At 62.1% G+C, this 19,696-nt stretch carries 18 protein-coding genes; 7 read left to right on the forward strand and 11 right to left on the reverse strand.

Annotation, left to right across the window (positions count from 1 at the left end; genetic code table 11):
• Positions 1-27: 27 nt before the first annotated feature.
• Positions 28-372, forward strand: coding sequence for a HesB/IscA family protein (locus ACJ2A4_RS04505; RefSeq protein ID WP_408873781.1), 345 nt, complete (start codon positions 28-30; stop codon positions 370-372).
• Positions 373-376: 4 nt separating this feature from the next.
• Positions 377-1,153 (forward strand): exodeoxyribonuclease III, encoded by a 777-nt coding sequence (gene xth / locus ACJ2A4_RS04510; protein ID WP_408873782.1) that lies wholly within the window; start codon positions 377-379, stop codon positions 1,151-1,153.
• A gap of 40 nt (positions 1,154-1,193) precedes the next feature.
• Here xth and ACJ2A4_RS04515 read toward each other — a convergent pair whose 3' ends face one another.
• The 5 genes from ACJ2A4_RS04515 to ACJ2A4_RS04535 form a co-directional block, all read right to left on the reverse strand.
• On the reverse strand, positions 1,194-1,466 hold the full coding sequence (locus tag ACJ2A4_RS04515; RefSeq protein ID WP_062508622.1) for a YXWGXW repeat-containing protein: 273 nt from the start codon (positions 1,464-1,466) through the stop codon (positions 1,194-1,196).
• A gap of 199 nt (positions 1,467-1,665) precedes the next feature.
• Positions 1,666-2,229, reverse strand: a complete 564-nt coding sequence (locus ACJ2A4_RS04520) for a bacterioferritin (RefSeq protein WP_062502168.1) — start codon at positions 2,227-2,229, stop codon at positions 1,666-1,668.
• 129 nt (positions 2,230-2,358) lie between these two features.
• Positions 2,359-4,155: an aspartate--tRNA ligase gene (aspS, locus tag ACJ2A4_RS04525; RefSeq protein WP_408873783.1), complete on the reverse strand. Its 1,797-nt coding sequence runs from the start codon at positions 4,153-4,155 to the stop codon at positions 2,359-2,361.
• 191 nt (positions 4,156-4,346) lie between these two features.
• On the reverse strand, positions 4,347-5,819 hold the full coding sequence (locus tag ACJ2A4_RS04530; protein ID WP_408873784.1) for an FAD-dependent oxidoreductase: 1,473 nt from the start codon (positions 5,817-5,819) through the stop codon (positions 4,347-4,349).
• A gap of 143 nt (positions 5,820-5,962) precedes the next feature.
• The gene (locus tag ACJ2A4_RS04535) at positions 5,963-6,739 is read right to left on the reverse strand and encodes a DUF2076 domain-containing protein (RefSeq protein ID WP_408873785.1); all 777 of its coding nucleotides are present in this window, start codon (positions 6,737-6,739) and stop codon (positions 5,963-5,965) included.
• A 154-nt stretch (positions 6,740-6,893) separates the two neighbouring features.
• Between ACJ2A4_RS04535 and ACJ2A4_RS04540 the strand changes: the two genes are divergently transcribed.
• From ACJ2A4_RS04540 to ACJ2A4_RS04550, 3 genes are read left to right on the forward strand one after another with little or no spacing between them, the layout of a single operon-like run.
• Positions 6,894-7,772: a glycine--tRNA ligase subunit alpha gene (locus ACJ2A4_RS04540; protein ID WP_408873786.1), complete on the forward strand. Its 879-nt coding sequence runs from the start codon at positions 6,894-6,896 to the stop codon at positions 7,770-7,772.
• Entirely contained in the window at positions 7,765-9,819 is a 2,055-nt protein-coding gene (glyS, locus tag ACJ2A4_RS04545) for a glycine--tRNA ligase subunit beta (protein ID WP_408873787.1), read from the forward strand. Before ACJ2A4_RS04540 ends, glyS begins: the two co-directional genes overlap by 8 nt.
• Before the next feature lie 4 nt (positions 9,820-9,823).
• Positions 9,824-11,857: a DUF2075 domain-containing protein gene (locus ACJ2A4_RS04550; RefSeq protein WP_408873788.1), complete on the forward strand. Its 2,034-nt coding sequence runs from the start codon at positions 9,824-9,826 to the stop codon at positions 11,855-11,857.
• Here ACJ2A4_RS04550 and rodA read toward each other — a convergent pair.
• From rodA to ACJ2A4_RS04575, 5 genes are all read right to left on the reverse strand, one after another.
• Positions 11,854-13,044, reverse strand: coding sequence for a rod shape-determining protein RodA (rodA, locus tag ACJ2A4_RS04555; protein WP_408873789.1), 1,191 nt, complete (start codon positions 13,042-13,044; stop codon positions 11,854-11,856). The genes ACJ2A4_RS04550 and rodA overlap by 4 nt on opposite strands.
• The gene (mrdA, locus tag ACJ2A4_RS04560; protein ID WP_408873790.1) at positions 13,041-15,050 is read right to left on the reverse strand and encodes a penicillin-binding protein 2; all 2,010 of its coding nucleotides are present in this window, start codon (positions 15,048-15,050) and stop codon (positions 13,041-13,043) included. Before mrdA ends, rodA begins: the two co-directional genes overlap by 4 nt.
• A 77-nt stretch (positions 15,051-15,127) precedes the next feature.
• On the reverse strand, positions 15,128-15,694 hold the full coding sequence (locus ACJ2A4_RS04565; protein WP_408873791.1) for a hypothetical protein: 567 nt from the start codon (positions 15,692-15,694) through the stop codon (positions 15,128-15,130).
• Positions 15,695-15,699: 5 nt separating this feature from the next.
• Positions 15,700-16,629, reverse strand: a complete 930-nt coding sequence (gene mreC, locus ACJ2A4_RS04570) for a rod shape-determining protein MreC (RefSeq protein ID WP_408873792.1) — start codon at positions 16,627-16,629, stop codon at positions 15,700-15,702.
• Positions 16,630-16,646: 17 nt separating this feature from the next.
• The gene (locus tag ACJ2A4_RS04575; RefSeq protein ID WP_062033912.1) at positions 16,647-17,696 is read right to left on the reverse strand and encodes a rod shape-determining protein; all 1,050 of its coding nucleotides are present in this window, start codon (positions 17,694-17,696) and stop codon (positions 16,647-16,649) included.
• A gap of 284 nt (positions 17,697-17,980) precedes the next feature.
• On the opposite strand from ACJ2A4_RS04575, the gene ACJ2A4_RS04580 reads away from it, so the two are divergent.
• Positions 17,981-18,235: a YMGG-like glycine zipper-containing protein gene (locus tag ACJ2A4_RS04580; protein WP_194258502.1), complete on the forward strand. Its 255-nt coding sequence runs from the start codon at positions 17,981-17,983 to the stop codon at positions 18,233-18,235.
• Positions 18,236-18,283: 48 nt separating this feature from the next.
• Positions 18,284-18,772, forward strand: a complete 489-nt coding sequence (locus tag ACJ2A4_RS04585) for a hypothetical protein (RefSeq protein ID WP_062508606.1) — start codon at positions 18,284-18,286, stop codon at positions 18,770-18,772.
• 25 nt (positions 18,773-18,797) lie between these two features.
• Here ACJ2A4_RS04585 and ACJ2A4_RS04590 read toward each other — a convergent pair whose 3' ends face one another.
• Positions 18,798-19,565, reverse strand: a complete 768-nt coding sequence (locus tag ACJ2A4_RS04590) for a sulfite exporter TauE/SafE family protein (RefSeq protein WP_408873793.1) — start codon at positions 19,563-19,565, stop codon at positions 18,798-18,800.
• Positions 19,566-19,696: the final 131 nt, after the last annotated feature.

The raw sequence follows: 19,696 nt of genomic DNA on the forward strand, positions 1-19,696 counted from the left end.
CTTTTCAGATTCCGGGAACACACGCCCATGTCCGACACCGTGCCTTTCAGCATCTCCGCCAGCGCCGCCGCCCGCATCAACGAGATCATCGCAGCCCAGCCCGAGCCCGATGGGCTTGCACTGCGCGTTGCGGTTCTGGCGGGTGGCTGCAACGGGTTTCAGTACCAGTTCCGGCTGGAGCGGGATCAGGCTGCGGATGATGTCGTCATTGAGCGCGATGGTGCGAAAGTGTTCGTTGATACGACCAGTCTCGACCTGCTGGAGAACGCCGAACTGGAATTCGTGGACAAGCTGATGGGGGCGCATTTCACGGTCACGAACCCCAACGCCGCCTCGTCCTGTGGCTGCGGCACCAGCTTCTCGCTGACCTGATCCGATGAGTGCTACGCCCTTCACTTTCGCAAGCTGGAACATCAATTCCATCCGCGCCCGCGCCCATCACGTTCAGGACTGGCTGGAGCGCCATCCGGAATGTGACCTGCTGTGCCTTCAGGAAATCAAATGCGAGGACAGCCAGTTTCCGGCCGTGTTCGCTGAAGCCGGGCTGCATGTCGCGACCTCGGGGCAGAAAGCCTATAATGGTGTAGCCCTGATCGGGCGTCGGCCTTTCACGGTCACGCATCACACGCTTCCGGGTTTTGATCATCCGTCCGCCCGCTACATCGAGGCGGAACTTGATGGCGTCACGATCGGCAATCTCTATCTGCCCAACGGCAATTCCGGCGGTGAGGATGGTTACGCGACCAAGCTCGCCTTCTTCGACGCGCTGGCGGCGCGGGCGCGGGTTCTGCTTGATGCGGAAAAGCCGTTCGCGTTCATCGGGGACTTCAATGTCTGTCCGACAGCTGAGGATCTGGCGTCAACCAGTCTGCCGCCGGATGATGCGCTGATCCGTCCCGAAAGCCGTGCGGCCTTCCGACGTCTGGAATGGATGGGCCTGACGGATGCGCTGCGGGCCCTGTATCCTACGGGCCGGTATTACACGTTCTGGGACTATCAGGCTGCGGCTTTCCACCGGAACTCGGGGCTGCGGATCGACCATGCGCTGCTCTCTCCGCGCCTGACGGAGCGGCTGAAATCCTTTGAGATCGACAAGGACGAGCGGGCCAAGGAAAAGGCCTCCGATCACGTTCCGGTTCTCGTCACGGTCTGAGACCAAAGGGGCCGGGAGTGTTTCCCGGCCCCTCGCCCGGTCAGGCGTGACGCAGACCAGGTCTTCGCGTCAGATGGCCGGGTTGCCACTGATAGCCGTTTCCGCTCCAGCGCCAGTGCCCCGGAACCCAGCGCATGTCGCCTCCATGCGGCGGGATGGGCTCGGGCAGGACATGGGGTGGCGGGGGTGGCTGGCGGTAGGGGCCGCTATAGGGCACGAACTGTGCATGGGCTGTTCCCGTCATTGGCGCAATCGCCATCGTACCTGCAAACAGGGCGGAAACAGCCAAGATCCCTGACAGATGTTTCAGCATCAATGCTCTCCTTTCCATGACGCATTGTCACGGAAAGATGATGACCCAATTCTATTGGCGCAGCTGCGGCGCATCTGTGGCGGAATCCGGGCAGTGCATGATTTTATGTTTCCGGATTTAGTGCTTCGGACGTGAGCACAAAAAAGGGGCGCTTCCAGTGGCAGGAAGCGCCCCTTCTAAAATGCCCGATTAAGCCGGATCAGTTCAGGAAGGGCTTGCCTTCGTGAGCGACGAGCAGGTCATGCAGGTCGGTGGCGTGATCTTCCTCGTCGGCCAGGAAGCCTTCGAGCATGATGCGGGTCGTGGGGTCGTTGTCGCCGAAATAGCGGATCAGTTCCTGATAGTGCTCGATCACGACGCGCTCGGCGATCAGGTCCTGCTTCACCATCTCAACGAGATTGCCGCCATTGCCGTATTCGGTCGCGGAACGCGTGGCCAGACCTTCAGGGTTGAAGTTCGGCACGCCGCCGAGCTGGTCGATGCGGTTTGCCGCGGCCAGCATGTGCTTGCGCTCGGAAGCTGCGTGTTCGTTGAACTCGTTGCCAACGCTTTCGCTGGTCAGGCCTTCAACGGAAATGGCGTGCATCGTGTAGCGCAGGACGCAGACCAGTTCGGTCGCGACAACAGCCTGCAAGATGTCGATCGTCTTCTTGACGTCGCCCTTGTAGGTGGGGGTTACAGCGCCATCGTCCAGAGACTTCTTTGCGTTTTCACGCAGCGTCTGGACGTCTGTCAGGAAGGCATTTTTCGTATCTTCGGCCATGATGGGTCTACCCGCTTGCTAGAGAACTTTCCCTCACAACGCAGGAATGACGAAGTGTTTCAGTACCGGACAAAAAAAACCGGCGTCTTCGGAATTGAAGACGCCGGTCTGGCAGGGAAATGAAAGGAATTACTTGCTGGCGGTCGGCTTGGGCTTCGGCAGGTCCAGAGCCAAATGTAGCTCTTTCAGACGGGCCGGTTCGACCGGTGCCGGTGCTTCCATCATCAGGTCCTCGCCGCTCTGGTTGAGCGGGAAGAGAATGACTTCGCGGATATTTGGCTCATCGGCCAGCAGCATCACGATACGGTCCACGCCCGGCGCTGCACCACCATGCGGCGGGGCGCCGTAACGGAAGGCATTCAGCATGCCGCCGAAACGCTCTTCGACGACCTCGGGGCCGTAGCCTGCGATCTCGAAGGCGCGCAGCATGACATCCGGCAGATGGTTCCGGATGGCGCCCGAGGACAGCTCCACGCCATTGCAGACGATGTCGTACTGATAGGCGTTGATCGTCAGCGGATCCTGCGTGTTCAGCGCTTCAAGGCCACCCTGCGGCATGGAGAACGGGTTGTGCGAGAAATCGACCTTCCCGGTTTCCTCGTTCAGCTCATACATCGGGAAGTCCACGACCCAGCAGAAACGGAAGGCGTTCTTCTCGATCAGGTCCAGCTCGGTTGCGACCTTGGTGCGGACAACGCCGGAGAACTTGGCGACTTCATCACCCTTGCCTGCGGCGAAGAACACGGCATCCCCGGCCTTGAGGCCGCAGATTTCACGGATGCTCTCGACGCGATCGGCTTCGAGGTTCTTGGCAATCGGGCCCTTGCCGCCCTCTTCCTCGAAGATGATGTAGCCCAGACCACCGGCACCGTTTTCACGGGCCCAGCTGTTCAGCTTGTCGAAGAAACCACGCGGACGATCACCCGCACCCGGAGCCGGGATGGCACGGATCTGGCCACCGGAGGCTGCGATCTTGGCGAACAGGCCGAAACCGGAATCGCGGAATGCGTCCGTGACGTCCTTGATGATCAGCGGATTACGCAGGTCCGGCTTGTCGGAGCCGTAGTCGCGCATGGCGTCGGCATAGGGAATGCGCGGGAATGCGCCATCCGTGATCTTCCAGCCTTCGGGCGTGAACTCGTTGAACACGCCGGCGAGGACGGGCTCGAGCACGGTGAAGACGTCTTCCTGCGTGACGAAGGACATCTCGAAATCGAGCTGATAGAACTCGCCCGGGCTGCGGTCGGCACGGGAGGCTTCGTCACGGAAGCAGGGTGCGATCTGGAAGTAGCGGTCGAAACCGGCGACCATGGCGAGCTGCTTGAACTGCTGCGGGGCCTGCGGCAGGGCGTAGAACTTGCCCGGATGCAGACGCGCCGGGACGAGGAAGTCACGCGCACCTTCGGGGGACGAGGCCGTCAGGATCGGGGTCTGGAACTCGGTGAAGCCCTGCTCGATCATGCGCTGGCGCAGGCTCGTGATGACCTTGCTGCGGAGCATGATGTTCTGGTGCATCTTGTCGCGGCGCAGGTCGATGTAGCGGTACTTCAGACGCAGGTCTTCGGGATAGTTCTCGTTGCCCGCCACCTGGAACGGCAGGACTTCGGCGCTGGAGCGGACCTCAAGAGCGTCAGCCAGAACTTCGACATCACCGGTCGGCAGGTTCGGGTTGCGCTGGGAGCCATGACGGACCACGACCTTGCCGGTCACAGTGATGACGCTCTCGACGCGCAGACGCTCGGCCTTTTCCAGCAGGTCCGTGCCAGCGGGAATGACGATCTGCGTCACACCGTAATGGTCGCGCAGGTCGATGAACAGCAGGCCGCCATGATCGCGCTTGCTGTGCACCCAGCCGGAAAGGCGGACAATCTGCCCGGCGTTTTCCTCGCGCAGGGCGCTACAGTCATGGGTGCGGTATGGATGCATGTCGGGCCTCTTCAACGTCCTGTGCGGATAAGTGGGCGCAGGAAGCCGGGACGGCCCTCTCATGTCAAGTTTTCTGCGACTTCAGAGCCCGCTTCCGGCCTTTTCCTTCAGGAAACCATCGAAATCGACCGCAGCCCGCGCCATATCGGCGGCATGCCCTGCCCCGGCCAGTGCGATGGGGCTGCCATCCTTCATGTATGTGGCAAGGAACTTGAAACCGCGGATATCGCCTTCCAGCGCCACGTTATCGAAGTTTTCCCCCAGCCCAGAAGCTCGATCTTCTTGCCGAACTGCTGCGTCCAGAACCACGGCATCGGCACATTGGGCGTGTCATGTCCCATCATGGCGAGGGCCGCGATCCGTCCCTGCACCTCGGCATGGCGCCAGTGCTCGATTCGCCGTGGGGCGCCATCATGGAAAACGGCCGAAGCATCCCCGGCCGCATACACGCCCGGATAACCGCCCGTATCGCCGTCTCTGGTCACGCGCATCTGGGAATTCACGACAATCGCACCGCTCTTGTCGCGCTCCAGACCTGAGACGTAATCCGTGGCCGGGGTGACACCCACGCCCAGAAGCACGAACGCGGCAGGCAGGCGCGTCCCGTCATCCAGTTCCACGCCGGATGCCGTTCCGTCCTTGCCGTCATCGGCATAGATTTTCGTGACCCGCGCATCCGAGACGAACGCCACGCCGTTTTCTTCATGCAACTGGCGCAGACGGATCCCGATTTCGCGACCGAACTGCTTTTCCATCGGGATTTCGGTATCGGAAATGATGGTTACCCCGACCCCGCGCTGGCGCAGGGAGGAGGCCGCTTCAAGCCCTATAAAGCCTGAGCCCACGATCGTGACGGCCAGGTTGGGGTCCAGAATGGCGGCAATACGCTCGGCATCCGCTTCCCGGTGCAGCGTATAAACGCCCTTCATGTCCACACCGGGAATATCCGGCTTTCTGGTAACAGCACCCGTGGCGATCAGGACATGGTCGGCCGTCAGCTCCGTTCCGTCCTGTAATTTAGCCTTGCGCGTCTGCGGATCGAACTGCGCCACATGCCCGCGGACACGGGTAATGCCGCGTTCACTGTAGAACTCCTCGTCCCGCACCGGCGGCGCATGGGCCTTTTCGGATTCGCTGACGAGAACAGTCTTGCTCAGAGCCGTGCGGTCATAAGGAAGATCCTTTTCCTCGCTCACCATCGTAATGGTGCCCGCAAATCCTTCCGCCCGGAGCGTCACCGCCGCACTGACCGCCGCAGCCCCGGCGCCGAGGAGCAGGACGCTCTCGTTTTCCTGTCGCTTTTCCGGTGTCTCACGCTGCATCGGCCTGAGTCCGACCAGCACGCGGCCATCAACAACCTGAACGGGATATTGCGGCAGGGGATCGAGCGCCAGCGGCTCGACAAGACTGCCATCCACCGCATCGAAAACGGCCTTGTGCCAGGGGCAGACCAACACGCTCCCCTTCTCCGTCCGGCAGAACGCTCCCTGTTCCAGCGGCGCTTCCTTGTGCGGGCATTTGCCGGCAAGGGCATGCACGCTGTCGCCATCCCGGATGACGACCACCGGTGTCCCATCCAGGGAAAAGGGCGTGATCTTCCCATCTTCGAGCGCGTCGAAAGCGGAGAGGTCGCGGAAATCGGCGGTCGGGGCGGATTGGGACATCGGATATGGCCTCCCGGCTGGGAAATGGGGACAGTCATGAAAGCGAACGCAGCATAGGCCGCTAGGTTGGCAAACATCAAAAAACCCGCCCGGACATAGGGTCCGGACGGGCTTTGAAAAGTGCCTGTCTGACGAAGGCGGGATCAGAACATGTCGTCGAATCCGCCGCCACCGCCATCGCCACCACCGAAATCTCCGCCGCCGCCGGCATCACCGCCGCCGCCAAAATCGGAATCGGAGAAGCTGCCGGCATCGGTCCCGGCACCGCCGAACGGATCGGAAGCCGAGGCATCACCGCCATAGTTGTTGATGATGGTGTCGCCACCTGCACCCCAGCCACCAGCAGCATCACCACCAGCACCGTGATGATCGGAGAACAGGCCCTCAAGCGCATTGGCGGCCATCATACCACCAGCCACACCTGCGGCCGTCGTCAGGGCCGAGCCAAGGAAGCCCGAACCGCCACGCTGGAACATGCCCGGCTGATAACCCGGCGGATAGGCATATTGCTGCTGCGGCATGAAGTTCGGCGGGGGAGCGGCCTGCGAACCCCAGCCCGGCGGCGGTGCCGACTGCTGCGGACGGTTGCCGCCGCCAAACAGGCCACCGAACAGTCCCGGCTTGGAGCCGCCCGACTGCTGCACCTGTGCAAGCTGCTGCTGGGCCTGCTGGAGCTGGAACTCGAGCTGGCGGATGCGGTTCTGCGCCTGCGCGAGCGCGGCTTCCTGCACTACGGCCATCTGGGTGATGCGATAGCGGGCTTCCGGATATTTCTGGAAGTTCTCGGCGATGAAGCGGTCCGCTTCAGGGTCGATCGGCGGCAGGGGCGCGGCCGGTGGCTGTCCAGGCCCCGTGACCTGCGGCCCTCCCCCGACACGGGCGACGAAACGGGCGATCAGATCGCGTTCTTCGTTGTTCATCGTCATCATCCTTCCAGATGAAGAAATTGCAGAGCGTCAATCATATGATGCACTCGCGCCCAGTCTACAAGATCGGCGAAATGACGCTCCCTTCCGGTTAAGGGCCTGTGCCTGTAAGGTGGCGCCCGATTTCTGCCAACCGGAGCCTATCGAATTGTCTGCGACCCGGCCGCTCTGCTTTCAGGACCTGATCCTGCGCCTTCATCAATTCTGGTCCGAGAAGGGCTGCGCCATCCTGCAGCCTTACGATACCGAACTCGGAGCAGGCACGCTCTCCCCTCACACCACGCTCCGCGCGCTCGGCCCCAAGCCCTGGGCCGCCGCCTATGTGCAGCCCTGCCGCCGGCCGTCTGATGGCCGTTACGGTGAAAACCCGAACCGCCTTCAGCACTATTACCAGTATCAGGTGCTGCTCAAGCCAACGCCGGAAGACAGCCAGCAGTTGCTGCTCGACAGCTACCGCGCCATTGGGATCGATCCGGAACTGCACGATATCCAATTCGTCGAGGATGACTGGGAAAACCCGACCATCGGCGCTTGGGGACTGGGCTGGGAAGTCTGGTGTGACGGGATGGAAGTTTCGCAGTTCACCTACTTCCAGCAGGTTGGCGGCATTCCGACCGTCATGCCGTCCACGGAGCTGACCTACGGGCTCGAGCGTCTGGCGATGTATGTCCAAGGCGTCGAGAATGTCTACGACCTCGATTTCAACGGCAAGGGCCTGACCTATGGCGACGTTTTCCTGCGCGCCGAGCGGGACTATTCGCGCCATAATTTTGAGCTCGCCAACACGCAGATGCTGCTGACCCATTTCAACGATGCCGAGCGTGAGTCCATGCGCCTCGCCGAGGCCGGCGTGGCCCAGCCCGCCTATGACCAGTGCCTCAAGGCCTCGCATCTGTTCAATCTGCTGGATGCGCGGGGCGTGATCTCCGTGTCCGAGCGCGCATCCTATATCGGGCGCGTCCGAGCGCTTGCCAAAGCCGCCTGCGAAGCCTGGCTCGCCGGTGAGGAGGAGACGTCCCATGGCTGAACTCTTTATCGAACTGTTCAGCGAGGAAATCCCCTCCGGCATGCAGGCCCGCGCGGCCGATGATCTGGGTTCGCTGCTGACGAAGGCACTGGACGGCCTGAACCCGCGTGATCTGCGCACGTTCTTCGGTGCCCGTCGCATTGCGACGATCCTGACCGTCGATGCCGAAATCCCGGCCCGCAGCGTGTCCGAGCGTGGCCCGCGTGAAGGTGCGCCCGAGAAGGCTCTGGCCGGATTTACGCGTAAGCATGGTGTGACACCCGATGAGCTGACGCTGGAAAACGGTTTCTGGGTTCTGAACAAATCGCTCGATCCGGTGAGCGCGGAAAGCCGCGTGGCCGAGGCCTTGCCCGAGCTTCTGTGGAAGTTCCCCTGGCCGAAATCCATGCGCTGGGGTGCGGGCTCGAACTTCACCTGGGTGCGGCCGCTGCGCCGGATTGTCTGCCTGCTGGACGGGCATGTCGTGCCGTTCGCCCTCGCCCGCGAAGGGGACGACGCACATGGACTGAAGGCGTCCAACCTCTCCGAAGGCCATCGCTTTCTGGCACCGGGTCCGTTCGAGATCCTGTCCGGGCAACAGTGGCAGGAAGAGCTTGAGACGCGCTCGGTCATCGTGGACATGGACAGCCGCCGCGACATGGTGCGCACTGGTGTGACGCGTCTGGCGGACCAGCATGGGATTACGGTCGTGCAGGATGATGGGCTGGTCGATGAAGTCTGCGGACTGGTCGAATATCCCGTCCCGCTTCTGGGTAAGATCGACGCGGCATTCATGGATCTGCCTGCCGAAGTGATGCAGGTCTCCATGCGGATCAACCAGCGCTATTTCGCCCTGCGCAATCCGGACGGCAAGGCCGCGCCCTATTTCGCATTTGTCGGAAATCTGCCGTTCAAGGATGGCGGCAAGCTGACCACGGCGGGCAATGAGCGTGTGCTCCGCGCCCGTTTTGCCGATGCGCGACATTTCTGGGATCTGGACCGCAAGACGAAACTGGCCGACCGCGTTCCGGCGCTGGCGGCGGTGACGTTCCATGCAAAGCTCGGCACGCAGGCCGAACGCGCCGAGCGGATCTCGAAGCTTGCTGGCACCGTGGCGCAGGCCATGGGATTTGATGGCGCACAGATCACTCAGGCCGAGCGCGCAGGTCTGCTGGCAAAGGCAGATCTGACGACCGGGATGGTCGGCGAGTTCCCGGAACTCCAAGGCATCATGGGCGGCTATTATGCGGCGCATGATGGCGAGGAGGAGGCCGTCTCCCGCGCCGTAACGGAGCATTATCTGCCGCGCGGTCAGTCCGACGACACCGCGAAGGCACCGGTTTCGGTCGCGGTTGCCCTTGCGGACCGTCTGGACCTGCTGGCCGGGTTCTTTGCCATTGGCGAACTGCCGAGCGGTTCGGGCGATCCGTATGCGCTGCGTCGCGCGGCACTTGGCATCATCCGCACGATCCGGGACAACGGGCTGCGTCTGGACCTGACAGAACTGTTCGCACAGGCCGCCAACGGCCGGACGGGTGGCGAGCTGGCCAAGCTGCCGGACTTCATTGCAGAACGTCTGCGCGTGCAGCTTCGCAGCGAAGGTGAGCGGCATGACGTGCTGGCCGCAACGCTGGCCGGTGGTCTTGATGGCGATCTGGTGCGGCTTCTGGCCCGGACTTCGGCACTGTCGGAGATGATCCAGACGGAAGACGGGCGCAATCTGCTCGCCGCCGCCAAGCGCGCTGCCAACATCCTGCGCATCGAGGACAAGAAGGACGGCCCGCATACCGGTGCGCCCGATCCGGCTCTCTATACGCAGGACGAAGAACGCGCTTTGGCCGCAGGTCTGGATCAGGCCGTGCCTGCCATCGAGACGGCCCTGAAGGAAGAGCGCTTCACCGATGCGATGCAGGCCATTGCAGCCCTGCGCCCGACACTGGACCGGTTTTTCGAAGCCGTGACGGTCAATGCACCGGAACCGGAAGTGCGGGCCAACCGCCTCAAGCTGCTGTCCCGCTTCCGCGAGACAACGGCTCTGATCGCCGATTTCGGCCAGATCGAGGGCTGAAGCCATGGGAGCGTGGTGGTCCGGATCCGTCACCACGTTCCTTCACATTCCCCCGGACCAGCTCTGCGCCGCCCTGTCCCACAAGGTGGTGCAGAACCGCTTTCAGGGCGAGCCGCAGCAGGCTCGTGCCTGGCAAGCGCAGATTGATCTTCTGCGCGATATCCTTCCTACAATTCCCAACGCACAGGACTGGCAGGTTCTGTTCGAGTTCCCGATCCCGCGGCTTGGCGGACGGATCGACACGGTTCTGGTGTCGCCTGGCGCGATTTACGTTCTGGAATTCAAGATCGGCGCATCCAGTTTCGATGCGTCAGCCCTCTCCCAGACGGAAGGTTATGCGCTCGACCTGCTGGATTTTCATGCCGCCAGCCGAGCTCATCCCCTCATTCCCGTTCTGGTTGCCACGGATGCGCCGCCCCGCGCCCAGACAACGCCACTTCTGCTGCCTTTGGGCGTCACAGAAGTTCAGCGCGTCAATGCAACCGGGCTGAAAACGCTCCTGACCACGCTGGCGCTGCAGACGGCTCATACCGAAAATCTACTCGTTCCTGCGCAATGGGAACATGCTCCCTACGATCCGGTCCCAAGCATTGTGGAAGCGGCTCGGCAGATTTACGCCACACATAGCGTTGCCGATATTCACACCGCCCGTACGGATGCGACAAACCTGACGCAGACCTCTGCCTGCATCGCCAGCATTCTGGAAAAAGCCTGGACGGGAGGGCGCAAGGTGATTGTCTTCGTCTCGGGTATTCCCGGCGCGGGCAAGACGTTGTGTGGCCTGAAGGCGGCTTTTGCGGATGGGGGCGACGGGACGGGTGCAACATTCCTGACTGGGAATCCCACTCTTGTTTCGGTGCTGCGGGAAGCTCTGACGCGCGATACGGTCAGTCGTGGGCAGAAGCGTGCTCTCGTGGAGCAGCAGATGGAGTCCACCATCCAGTCCCTGACGAAATTCCGCGATCACTATGTCGGGCGGCCAGCGGAATGTCCGCCTGAACAGGTCATGGTCATTGATGAAGCCCAGCGATGCTGGACGCAGGCTCAGGCTGTCCGCAAAAGTGCGGCGCGGCATGTGAAGCTGACGGAATCCGAGCCTGCGCATCTGCTGGACATCATGGGACGGCATGACGGGTTCGCGGCCATTCTGTGCCTGATCGGGCATGGGCAGGAAATCAATGACGGTGAAGGCGGTCTGGCCTGCTGGGGCGAAGCTCTTCTGAGCCGCCCGGCATGGCGCGTTGAAGCCGCTCCGGATGTGATCGGAACCGGGGATCTGACGCATCTGCCCGCAACACTTGAAGCCGGGCGGCAGCGTTTTCTGCATCTCGGTGTGGCCATCCGCTCCCTGCGCGAAGAAACCGCACCGCGCTGGGTCAATGCCGTTCTGAATGGAGACGTCGAGACGGCCCGGCGTCTGGCCGCGCAGACGGATCTGCCGTTCCGTCTCACACGCAGTCTGGACGATCTGCGTGCGGGGCTGCGACACCGTTCGCGCCTGACCTATCGTTGTGGACTGGTGGCAAGTTCGAAGGCCAAGCGGCTGCGGGCCGAAGGGCTGGGCTGTGAAGTTCCACATATGGACGACAAGGCTGTCTCCCAATGGTTCCTGAACCGCTGGGTTCCAGATCGGGATATCCGGGCCTCCGATGCGCTGGAAACCTGCGCAACGGAATTTGCCATTCAGGGACTGGAACTGGATTTTGTGGGGCTGTGCTGGGACGGCGATCTGATCCGTGCACCATCAGGCGATCGCTGGCAGCCTCGCCGCTTTTCAGGCACGAAATGGGCCAATGTCAGCTCAGCAGAAGCAACGCTATGGCGGCTGAACACCTATCGCGTCCTGCTGACGCGGGCGCGTTACGAGACGCTGATCTGGGTGCCTCAGGGCAGCGCGGATGATCCAACGCGCGATCCGGAAACACTGGACCGGATTGCGGATTTTCTGATGACATGCGGCGTGCCTCTTCTGGAACCTGCGGCCGCTGCCCAGCCCTTCACTTTGCAGAACGACCTGGCAGACCTGCTTCAGGACTAGTCGTCGTCATCGTCTTCCGTGCCGGGATCACGCTCATTGCGATGCACCCAGGCCGACATGAGCAGGCCAAAGCCGAACATCATCGTCAGCATGGCCGAACCGCCGTAGGAAATGAGCGGCAGCGGCACGCCGCCCACCGGGATGGCGCCCATGACCATCGACAGGTTCACAGCGCAGTACAGGAAGAAATCCATCGCAATGCCCAGTCCCAGCAGCCGCCCGAACTGGTTGCGGCTGCGGATGGCAATGAGCATACCGCCCATAACGAGCGTGCCCAGCAGCGTGATGACGGCGATCCCGCCGACGAAGCCCCATTCTTCGCCGATCATGGTGAAGATGAAGTCCGTCTGTTTTTCCGGCAGGAAGTTCAGTTGTCCCTGACTGCCATGCAGGTATCCCTCGCCCCACATACCGCCAGAGCCAAGTGCGATCTTGGACTGGATGATGTTGTAGCCTGCACCCAAAGGGTCATGCTCGGGGTGCAGGAACGTATCGATCCGGGCCTTCTGGTAATCGTGCAGATGGCTGTAGATCAGCTTGCCCATGAACGGCAGCGGCGCCACGAGCAGCAGGATCTGCCACAGCCGCATCCCGGCCGCGAAGAACATCGTCGCCCCGATAACGCCGATGATGGTCGCGGTTCCGAGATTGGGCTCCTTGAGCACCAGCAAAACCGGCAGCAGCGTTAACAGCGCTGGCGGGATCAGACACAGCGGATTGCCCATCCGCTCATTGCCGATGCGATGGAACCAGGTCGCCAGCATCAGGACGAGGCCGATCTTGGCAAATTCGGACGGCTGGAACTGCATGCCCGCCAGATTGATCCAGCGCTCGGCCCCCTTCCCCACATGCCCCATCCGCAGCACGAGGGTGAGCAGCGTGACCGAGAGCAGATAGATCGGCACGGACGCCATGCGCAGGATGCGCGGACTGACGAGCGAGACCGCGATCATCATGACCAGACCGAACCCGAACCGCACCATTTGCGGCCCGGCAAACGGCTTGGCAGACCCGCCACCGGCCGAATAGAGCGCAATATAGCCCACGCCTGCCAGCAGACAGACCAGCAGGACATAGAGCCAGTTGACCTGAAGCAGCCGCGCCATGGGCCGGAAATCAGGTTCCGCGCGAAGGAGCCGGCGGTCGGATTTTAGGAAGCCGAATGTGTTCAGGCCGTTGCGTCTCATTGCGGCGCTCCCGGATCAGGCTGTCCCTGCCCTGCGGGCTGCGGCGGCGAAGTGGACGCTGTATCCGCAGGCTGTGCACCCTCTGCGGCAGGCTCCTTAGCCGGAGCCGCTACGGGTGCAGGCGGACGGACGTCGCTTGCCGGATCACGCAGCAGGGCGTCGGTCATGATGAGCTTGGCGAGCGGGGCTGCCTCGTCCGCACCGGCATTGCCATGTTCTACCACGACGGAAACCGCATATTTCGGATTATCGTAAGGTGCAAAGCAGATGAACAACGCGTGCGGGCGGTATTCCCAGGGCAGGTTCATGGAGTTGAAATGCCCGGACTCACGCAATGCTCGGGATACGCGACGGACCTGCGCGGACCCTGTCTTGCCGGCCATCTGGATACCGGGAAGGTCCAGTCGGGCTTTCGGCGCCGTGCCATGCGGCTCGTTGACGACCGCGAACATGCCACCGCGTACGACGTCCAGATAATCGGGCGGCAGATCGACCTTTGCCGCCTCATCCAGAGACGCCAGCGGGGAAAGCTGATCGTTGGTCGCCCGCAACAGATGCGGCTGCACATCCCGGCCCGATGCGATACGCGAGACATAGGTTGCAAGAGCGAGTGGCGTGACCTGCACGAAACCCTGCCCGATACCGGCATTGACCGTATCACCGCCATTCCAGTGAAATCCGTGCCGCTGCCGCCATTCCGGAGTAGGAATGACGCCGGAGCGGACATGCGGCAGTTCAATGTCCAGTTTGACACCCAGCCCCATCGCATTACCGACGGCCTGGATCGGGTCCATCCCACAGCGGCGCGCCACTTCATAGAAATAGACGTCGCAGGAATATTTCAGGCCCTCATGCATGTTGATGAGGCCATGTCCCCAGCGGTTCCAGCAATGGAAGCGCACGCCACCCAGATCGTAATATCCGGGGCAGTTGAAGCGGTCATGCGCGGTGACAGAACCGGATTTCAGGGCGGCCAGGGCCACGACAGGCTTGAAAGTGGAGCCGGGCGGATAGAGGCCGGACACCGCCTTGTCCACCAGCGGCGTACGCGGGTCATTGGCCCATTCGTTCCACTGGGCGTGACTGACGCCGGAATCAAACAGTGACGGATCGAAGGACGGTGTGCTGACCATCGCCATCACCTCGCCATTGCGGCAGTCCATGACCACCGCACTGGCGACACGATCTTCAAGGCGGTTGAGCACCTGTTTCTGGAGGACGGAATCCAGCGTCAGGCGGACATCTTCGCCCTGCTGGCCTTCCACACGATCGATCTCGCCAATGACGCGACCGACCGCGTTGACTTCCATCTCCACGGAGCCCGGTTCACCGCGCAGCACGGCTTCCTGCGTCTGTTCGATCCCGGCACGCCCGACGCGCATGCCCGGCAGCGAAAGCGTCGTGTCCTTCGCCACGTCCTCTTCATTGGGAGGCGCGACATAGCCCACGATATGGGCCGTCAGATCCTTGAACGGATAAAGCCGTGTCGATCCGACATCGACCAGTACGCCCGGCAGGGACGGCGCATTGAGCTCGATACGCGCCATGTCGTCCCAGGACAGGAACTCATGCAGCGTGACGGGAACGTATTTATGGACGTGTCGCAGGTCGCGCTCGATCCGGGCGCGGTCATGCTCGTCCAGCGGGACGATCTGGGAAAAACGTTCGATAACGGCCGGAATATCGGTCGTCTCTTCCGGCATCAGGAGCGCGCGCCAGCTCACCTTGTTGTCTGCCAGCGCCACGCCGAAACGGTCATGGATCGTGCCACGCGCCGGAGCGAGCAGGCGCTTGCTGGTCCGGTTGCGCTCTGCAAGCTGGCGCAGATGGCCGCCATCCACGACCTGCAGATTATACAGCCGCCGCCCGAGTACGCCGAGAACTCCCGCCTGCACGGCCATGACCAGCAGCGCACGACGCGTGAAGACACCGCGCCCCGAGCGGACAGGCTCAGCCTGACGCTTCTGGCGTATCCGCGACCGGAAAGGAGTATTTCGGGAAAACATCAGGGCAGAAATTCAGGATCCGGAAAAGAGAACAGCCTTCCGCTCCGCACGCCATGTGCGGACCATGAAAGATGCTGTCAGGCCTGATCGGGATTGGCGAAGGTGCGACGTCCCCAGACAAACAGCGCGGTCAGGCTGGGATAGATACCGATTGTCAGCGCCGCCTGAAAGAGGCCGGGGACAGGAGAGAGAAGTGCGAACGCATGCAGACAGACGAGAGCCCACTGAAAAAACGAGGCAAGCACGGCAAGAATGCTGAAAATCAGCCATCCCACGATGAAGCCCAGACGGGACAGACCATAGCGCCAGTGATGCGAGACACCATAAATCACCAGCAGCGACAGCAGGACAGTTCCCGGCGGCCCGAAGCTGAAGATTTCCACCACCAGCCCGCACAGAAACACCGCCAGAGGGGGCATGGAGCGCGGACGACTATAGGCCCAGAACCAGACCGTGCACATCGCAATCCCGAACTGAAGCTGCGCCTGTCCGGGAATACCGAACGGTGCGGAGAGCAGGATTGCGGAAGACATGATGAACAGGGACGGCATGGCCGCCCGCGCCGCCATGTCGAGCGCCCGGCGGAAGGTCTGTTTCGGCTCGACGGCGGAATGCAGATGCGGCGTGGAGTTCTCGGCAACCATGACGCTTATTGCCCTCCCCGGCCCGGCATGTCCGGAAGATTGGGCAGCCATGAAAATGGCAGCGGCCCGGTCATAGGGTTCTGGGGCAGCTTCTTTACGCGCACACGGCCCGGTGCGTCCGGCGCCTGCGAGTCGTCATCGCCGTAATCGAACACGCGGACGATATCCAGACGGTCCAGATCCGCATCCGGCACCACGACCGGCCGGTTCGGCGCGCTGTAATGGACTGTGCCGACCGGCAGTCCGGCCGGCATCGTGCTCTGGCCGCGGGTTTCCACACGCTCGCCTTCGACGGGATGATGGTCCTGCGGATAGAAAATCAGGCGAGGTGACGCTGTATCATCACCCGCCATGATCGCATCGCCATGCGATGTCGCCAGTGTAACAGGGATACGGCTGGCATCGTCATTGATCATCAGGACGCGGACCGTATGGGGCCCGACTTCCGTCACACGTCCCAGCAGTCCGGCGGCGTCCAGCGCAACATCCCCGATCCGAACGTCATGTCCGCTTCCGACATCCAGCAGGACCGCGCGTGAATACGGCCCGCCATCGTCACGCGTGACACGGCCGGTCACATACTGGGGCACCGTCTCGGGGATCCAGCGCAGGCTTTTCTTGAGACGGCCATTTTCTGCCGCAAGGGCCACGGCAACATCATACCAGTGTCGCAGGGCGCGGTTTTCTTCACGCAGACGGGCGTTTTCCTTCGCCAGGTCCGTCGCACCGCGCAGATCCGTCAGCCAGACCTTCGCCCGCTCCTGCGGCCAGACCAGACCATGATAGGCCGGGGCCATGAAATCCGTTGCCATCAGTCGCACCCCGTCAACCGCCGGACGACGGACAAGCCCCAGAAGGACAAGCCCGACCGCCAGCAGGATCAGGATGGGCAGGACAGCCTTTGCAAGCACCTGCCGGGCATGGATGGACAGCATCCGGCGTCAGCGAGTCCTCAGTACATGCTGCTCAGAACGCTGCGCAGACGGCGCATTTCCTCAAGCGCCCGCCCCGTTCCGAGTGCCACACAGGACAGGGCGTTCTCCGCAACCGTCACGGGGAGACCCGTGTACAGACGCAGCACTTCGTCCAGACGGTAGAGCAGCGCGCCGCCACCGGACAGGACGATGCCCTTGTCCACGATGTCGGCGGCCAGTTCGGGCGGCGTGTTTTCAAGCGCAGTCGTCACGGCATCGACGATCTGCATGACAGGCTCGGCCAGGCTCTCGGCGATCTGGGCCTGGCTGACGACCACTTCGCGCGGCACGCCGTTGATGAGGTCACGACCTTTGATTTCCGTCAGCGGGCCGTCCGGATTTGCGGGATCATCTGGCATCATGGCCGAGCCGAGTTCGATCTTGATGCGCTCTGCCGAGCTTTCACCGACCAGAAGGTTATAGGTCTTGCGGATATAGGAGATGATGGCTTCATCCATCTTGTCCCCGCCCACGCGCGCCGAACGCGCATAGACGATGCCACCCAGCGAAATGACGGCCACTTCCGTCGTCCCGCCACCGATATCCACGATCATGCTGCCCGAAGGCTCCGTGACCGGAAGGCCCGCGCCGATGGCTGCCGCCATGGGTTCCTCGATCAGCATCACCTTGCGTGCGCCCGCGCTCTCGGCACTTTCCTGGATCGCGCGACGTTCAACAGCCGTAGCGCCCGACGGTACGCAGATAATGATCTGCGGGCTGGCGAAGGCACGACGGTTGTGAACCTTGCGGATGAAATGCTTGATCATTTCTTCCGCAACTTCGAAATCCGCAATCACACCATCGCGCAGCGGACGGATGGCGGTGATGTTTCCCGGCGTGCGTCCGACCATCTGCTTGGCTTCGTTACCAACTGCAAGAACCTGTTTCTTGCCACGCACTTCGGCGATCGCCACAACGGAGGGCTCATCGAGGACAATACCACGACCTTTGACGTAAACGAGCGTGTTGGCAGTGCCGAGGTCGATGGCCATGTCGGCAGACATGAGACCCAGCAGACGAGAAAACATCCAAAACTCCTGGCGCGGCTCTGTGCGGGGGACAGATGGCGGATCGTGATTGCGGGGCGGTTCCCCGCGGGTGGACTTAACCAGACGACGCAGGTTCAGCAAGGCCCGGGAATGCAATATAATGCGCGCTTTCCTAACGGATCGTACAGATCCCATCCGGGGACATGGAAAAAAATAATCGTGGGCCCTGATCCTGCCACCCTTCTGTCACGTTGTGTCTGTCTAAATCCGCAAAACCGTTCCGGCCATCACAGTTTCCGGAACGCTCAACAGGATGTTTTGTCATGAAGACCTTCACAACTCCCCGTTTTCTGGCCGCTCTGACTCTCTGTGGTGTGGCTCTCGCCGGATGCGGCAGCCCGTATGACAGTGGGGCCCGCGCCGGTTCAGGCGCCCTGATCGGCGCAGGTGGCGGTGCGGCAATCGGTGCGCTCGCAGGCGGCGGTCGCGGTGCGGCCATCGGCGCTCTTGTCGGAGGCGGTACAGGTGCGGCAGTTGGGGCTGCGACAACGCCCAACCGCCCACGCAACGGATATTGAGCTATAAGCAGCGCTCACTTCCGTTAGAGACGATCAAGGATTCGGACTATGAGGACCGCTTTTTCCCACTCTGCCCTGCGCGGTACAGCGCTGGTCGGAGCATTCGCCACAGTCATGGCTCTGGGTGGATGTGAAGGGAATTATGACCCTGGCTCACGCGCACTGGGTGGCGGCCTTCTTGGCGGCGGAACCGGTGCGGCCATCGGCGCGCTTGCAGGCGGCGGTCGCGGTGCGGCAATCGGCGCCCTGGCCGGTGGCGTTCTCGGTGCCGGCGCCGGTGCGGTGACCACGCCCAACCGCCCGGGTTACCAGAGCGGTTACCCGAACGGCCAGCAGCAGGGTTACTATCAAAACCAGCAGGGGGCCTATCCGCAGCAGCAGGGCCAGTACATGCAGCCGCAGTATCAGTGCCCACCCAACACCAACTGCCAGCAGCCGCAATATCCCAACGGCTATCCGCCTAACAGCGGATATTCCCAGCAGGGCGGGTATCAGCAGCCGCAGCCCCAGAACTATCAGGGCGGTTACGGCTACTGAGGCCTGAGTGCCGGGATGGTCCCGTTCAGACCATCCTCAGGCCGATGATTGCCAGAAGAATGCCCAGAAACCATCTCTGGGCATTCTCTGGCAGGCGTCCTGCCAGCAGCGTGCCGAGCAGAATGCCGGGAATGGACCCCATCAGCAGTTCCACCAGCACAACGGTATCCACCGCGCCCTGAAGCCAGTGACCACCACCGGCCAGCAGCGCCAACGGCACGGCATGCGCGATATCCGTCGCCACCAGTTCCCGCGTACTGACCCGGGGAAAAAGAACGGTCAGCGCCGCCATTCCGATGGCCCCCGCTCCCACCGATGACAGTGTCACCAGTGTTCCCAGAACCGCCCCCAGCGCGACCGTCAGGATGTCGACCGTCTGCGGACGCAGTGTCCCGGCTCCACTGGACCATTTCTGCAGCCGTGGCTTGAACAGGATGGCAGGCACCGTCAGCAGGAGCGCCACGCCCAGCACCTCGGTAATCAGCTTCGAGACGAACGGACTCGGACCGACATGATGCAGAAAGACCAGACACAGCAAACCGGCGGGGAGGCTGCCGGCCATCTGCAAAAGAACGATCCTCCACCGTACAACACCGTGATGACGATTGAGCGCCGTGCCGAAGATCTTGGTGATGGCGGCATAGAGCAGATCCGTTCCCACCGCAGACTGGGGTTTTACGCCAAACAGCAGGATCAGCAGCGGTGTCATCAGGGAGCCCCCGCCGACACCGGTCATTCCGACCAGGAAGCCCACCAGCAGTCCTGAAAGCGTATAGAGCCATGAATGCGGCATGACGGTCCCTTGTTTCGGTCAGAAAGGGAACCATACTGATCGTGTTATGTTTGTCTACTTCGTATATAAACTATATATTTTAGTTATTAATGCCTATGTCAAAAAAACAGGCATGCAGAATATTTCTACAT

The sequence above is a fragment of the Gluconobacter roseus genome, assembly GCF_046058915.1.
Classification (GTDB): Bacteria; Pseudomonadota; Alphaproteobacteria; order Acetobacterales; family Acetobacteraceae; genus Gluconobacter; species Gluconobacter roseus_A.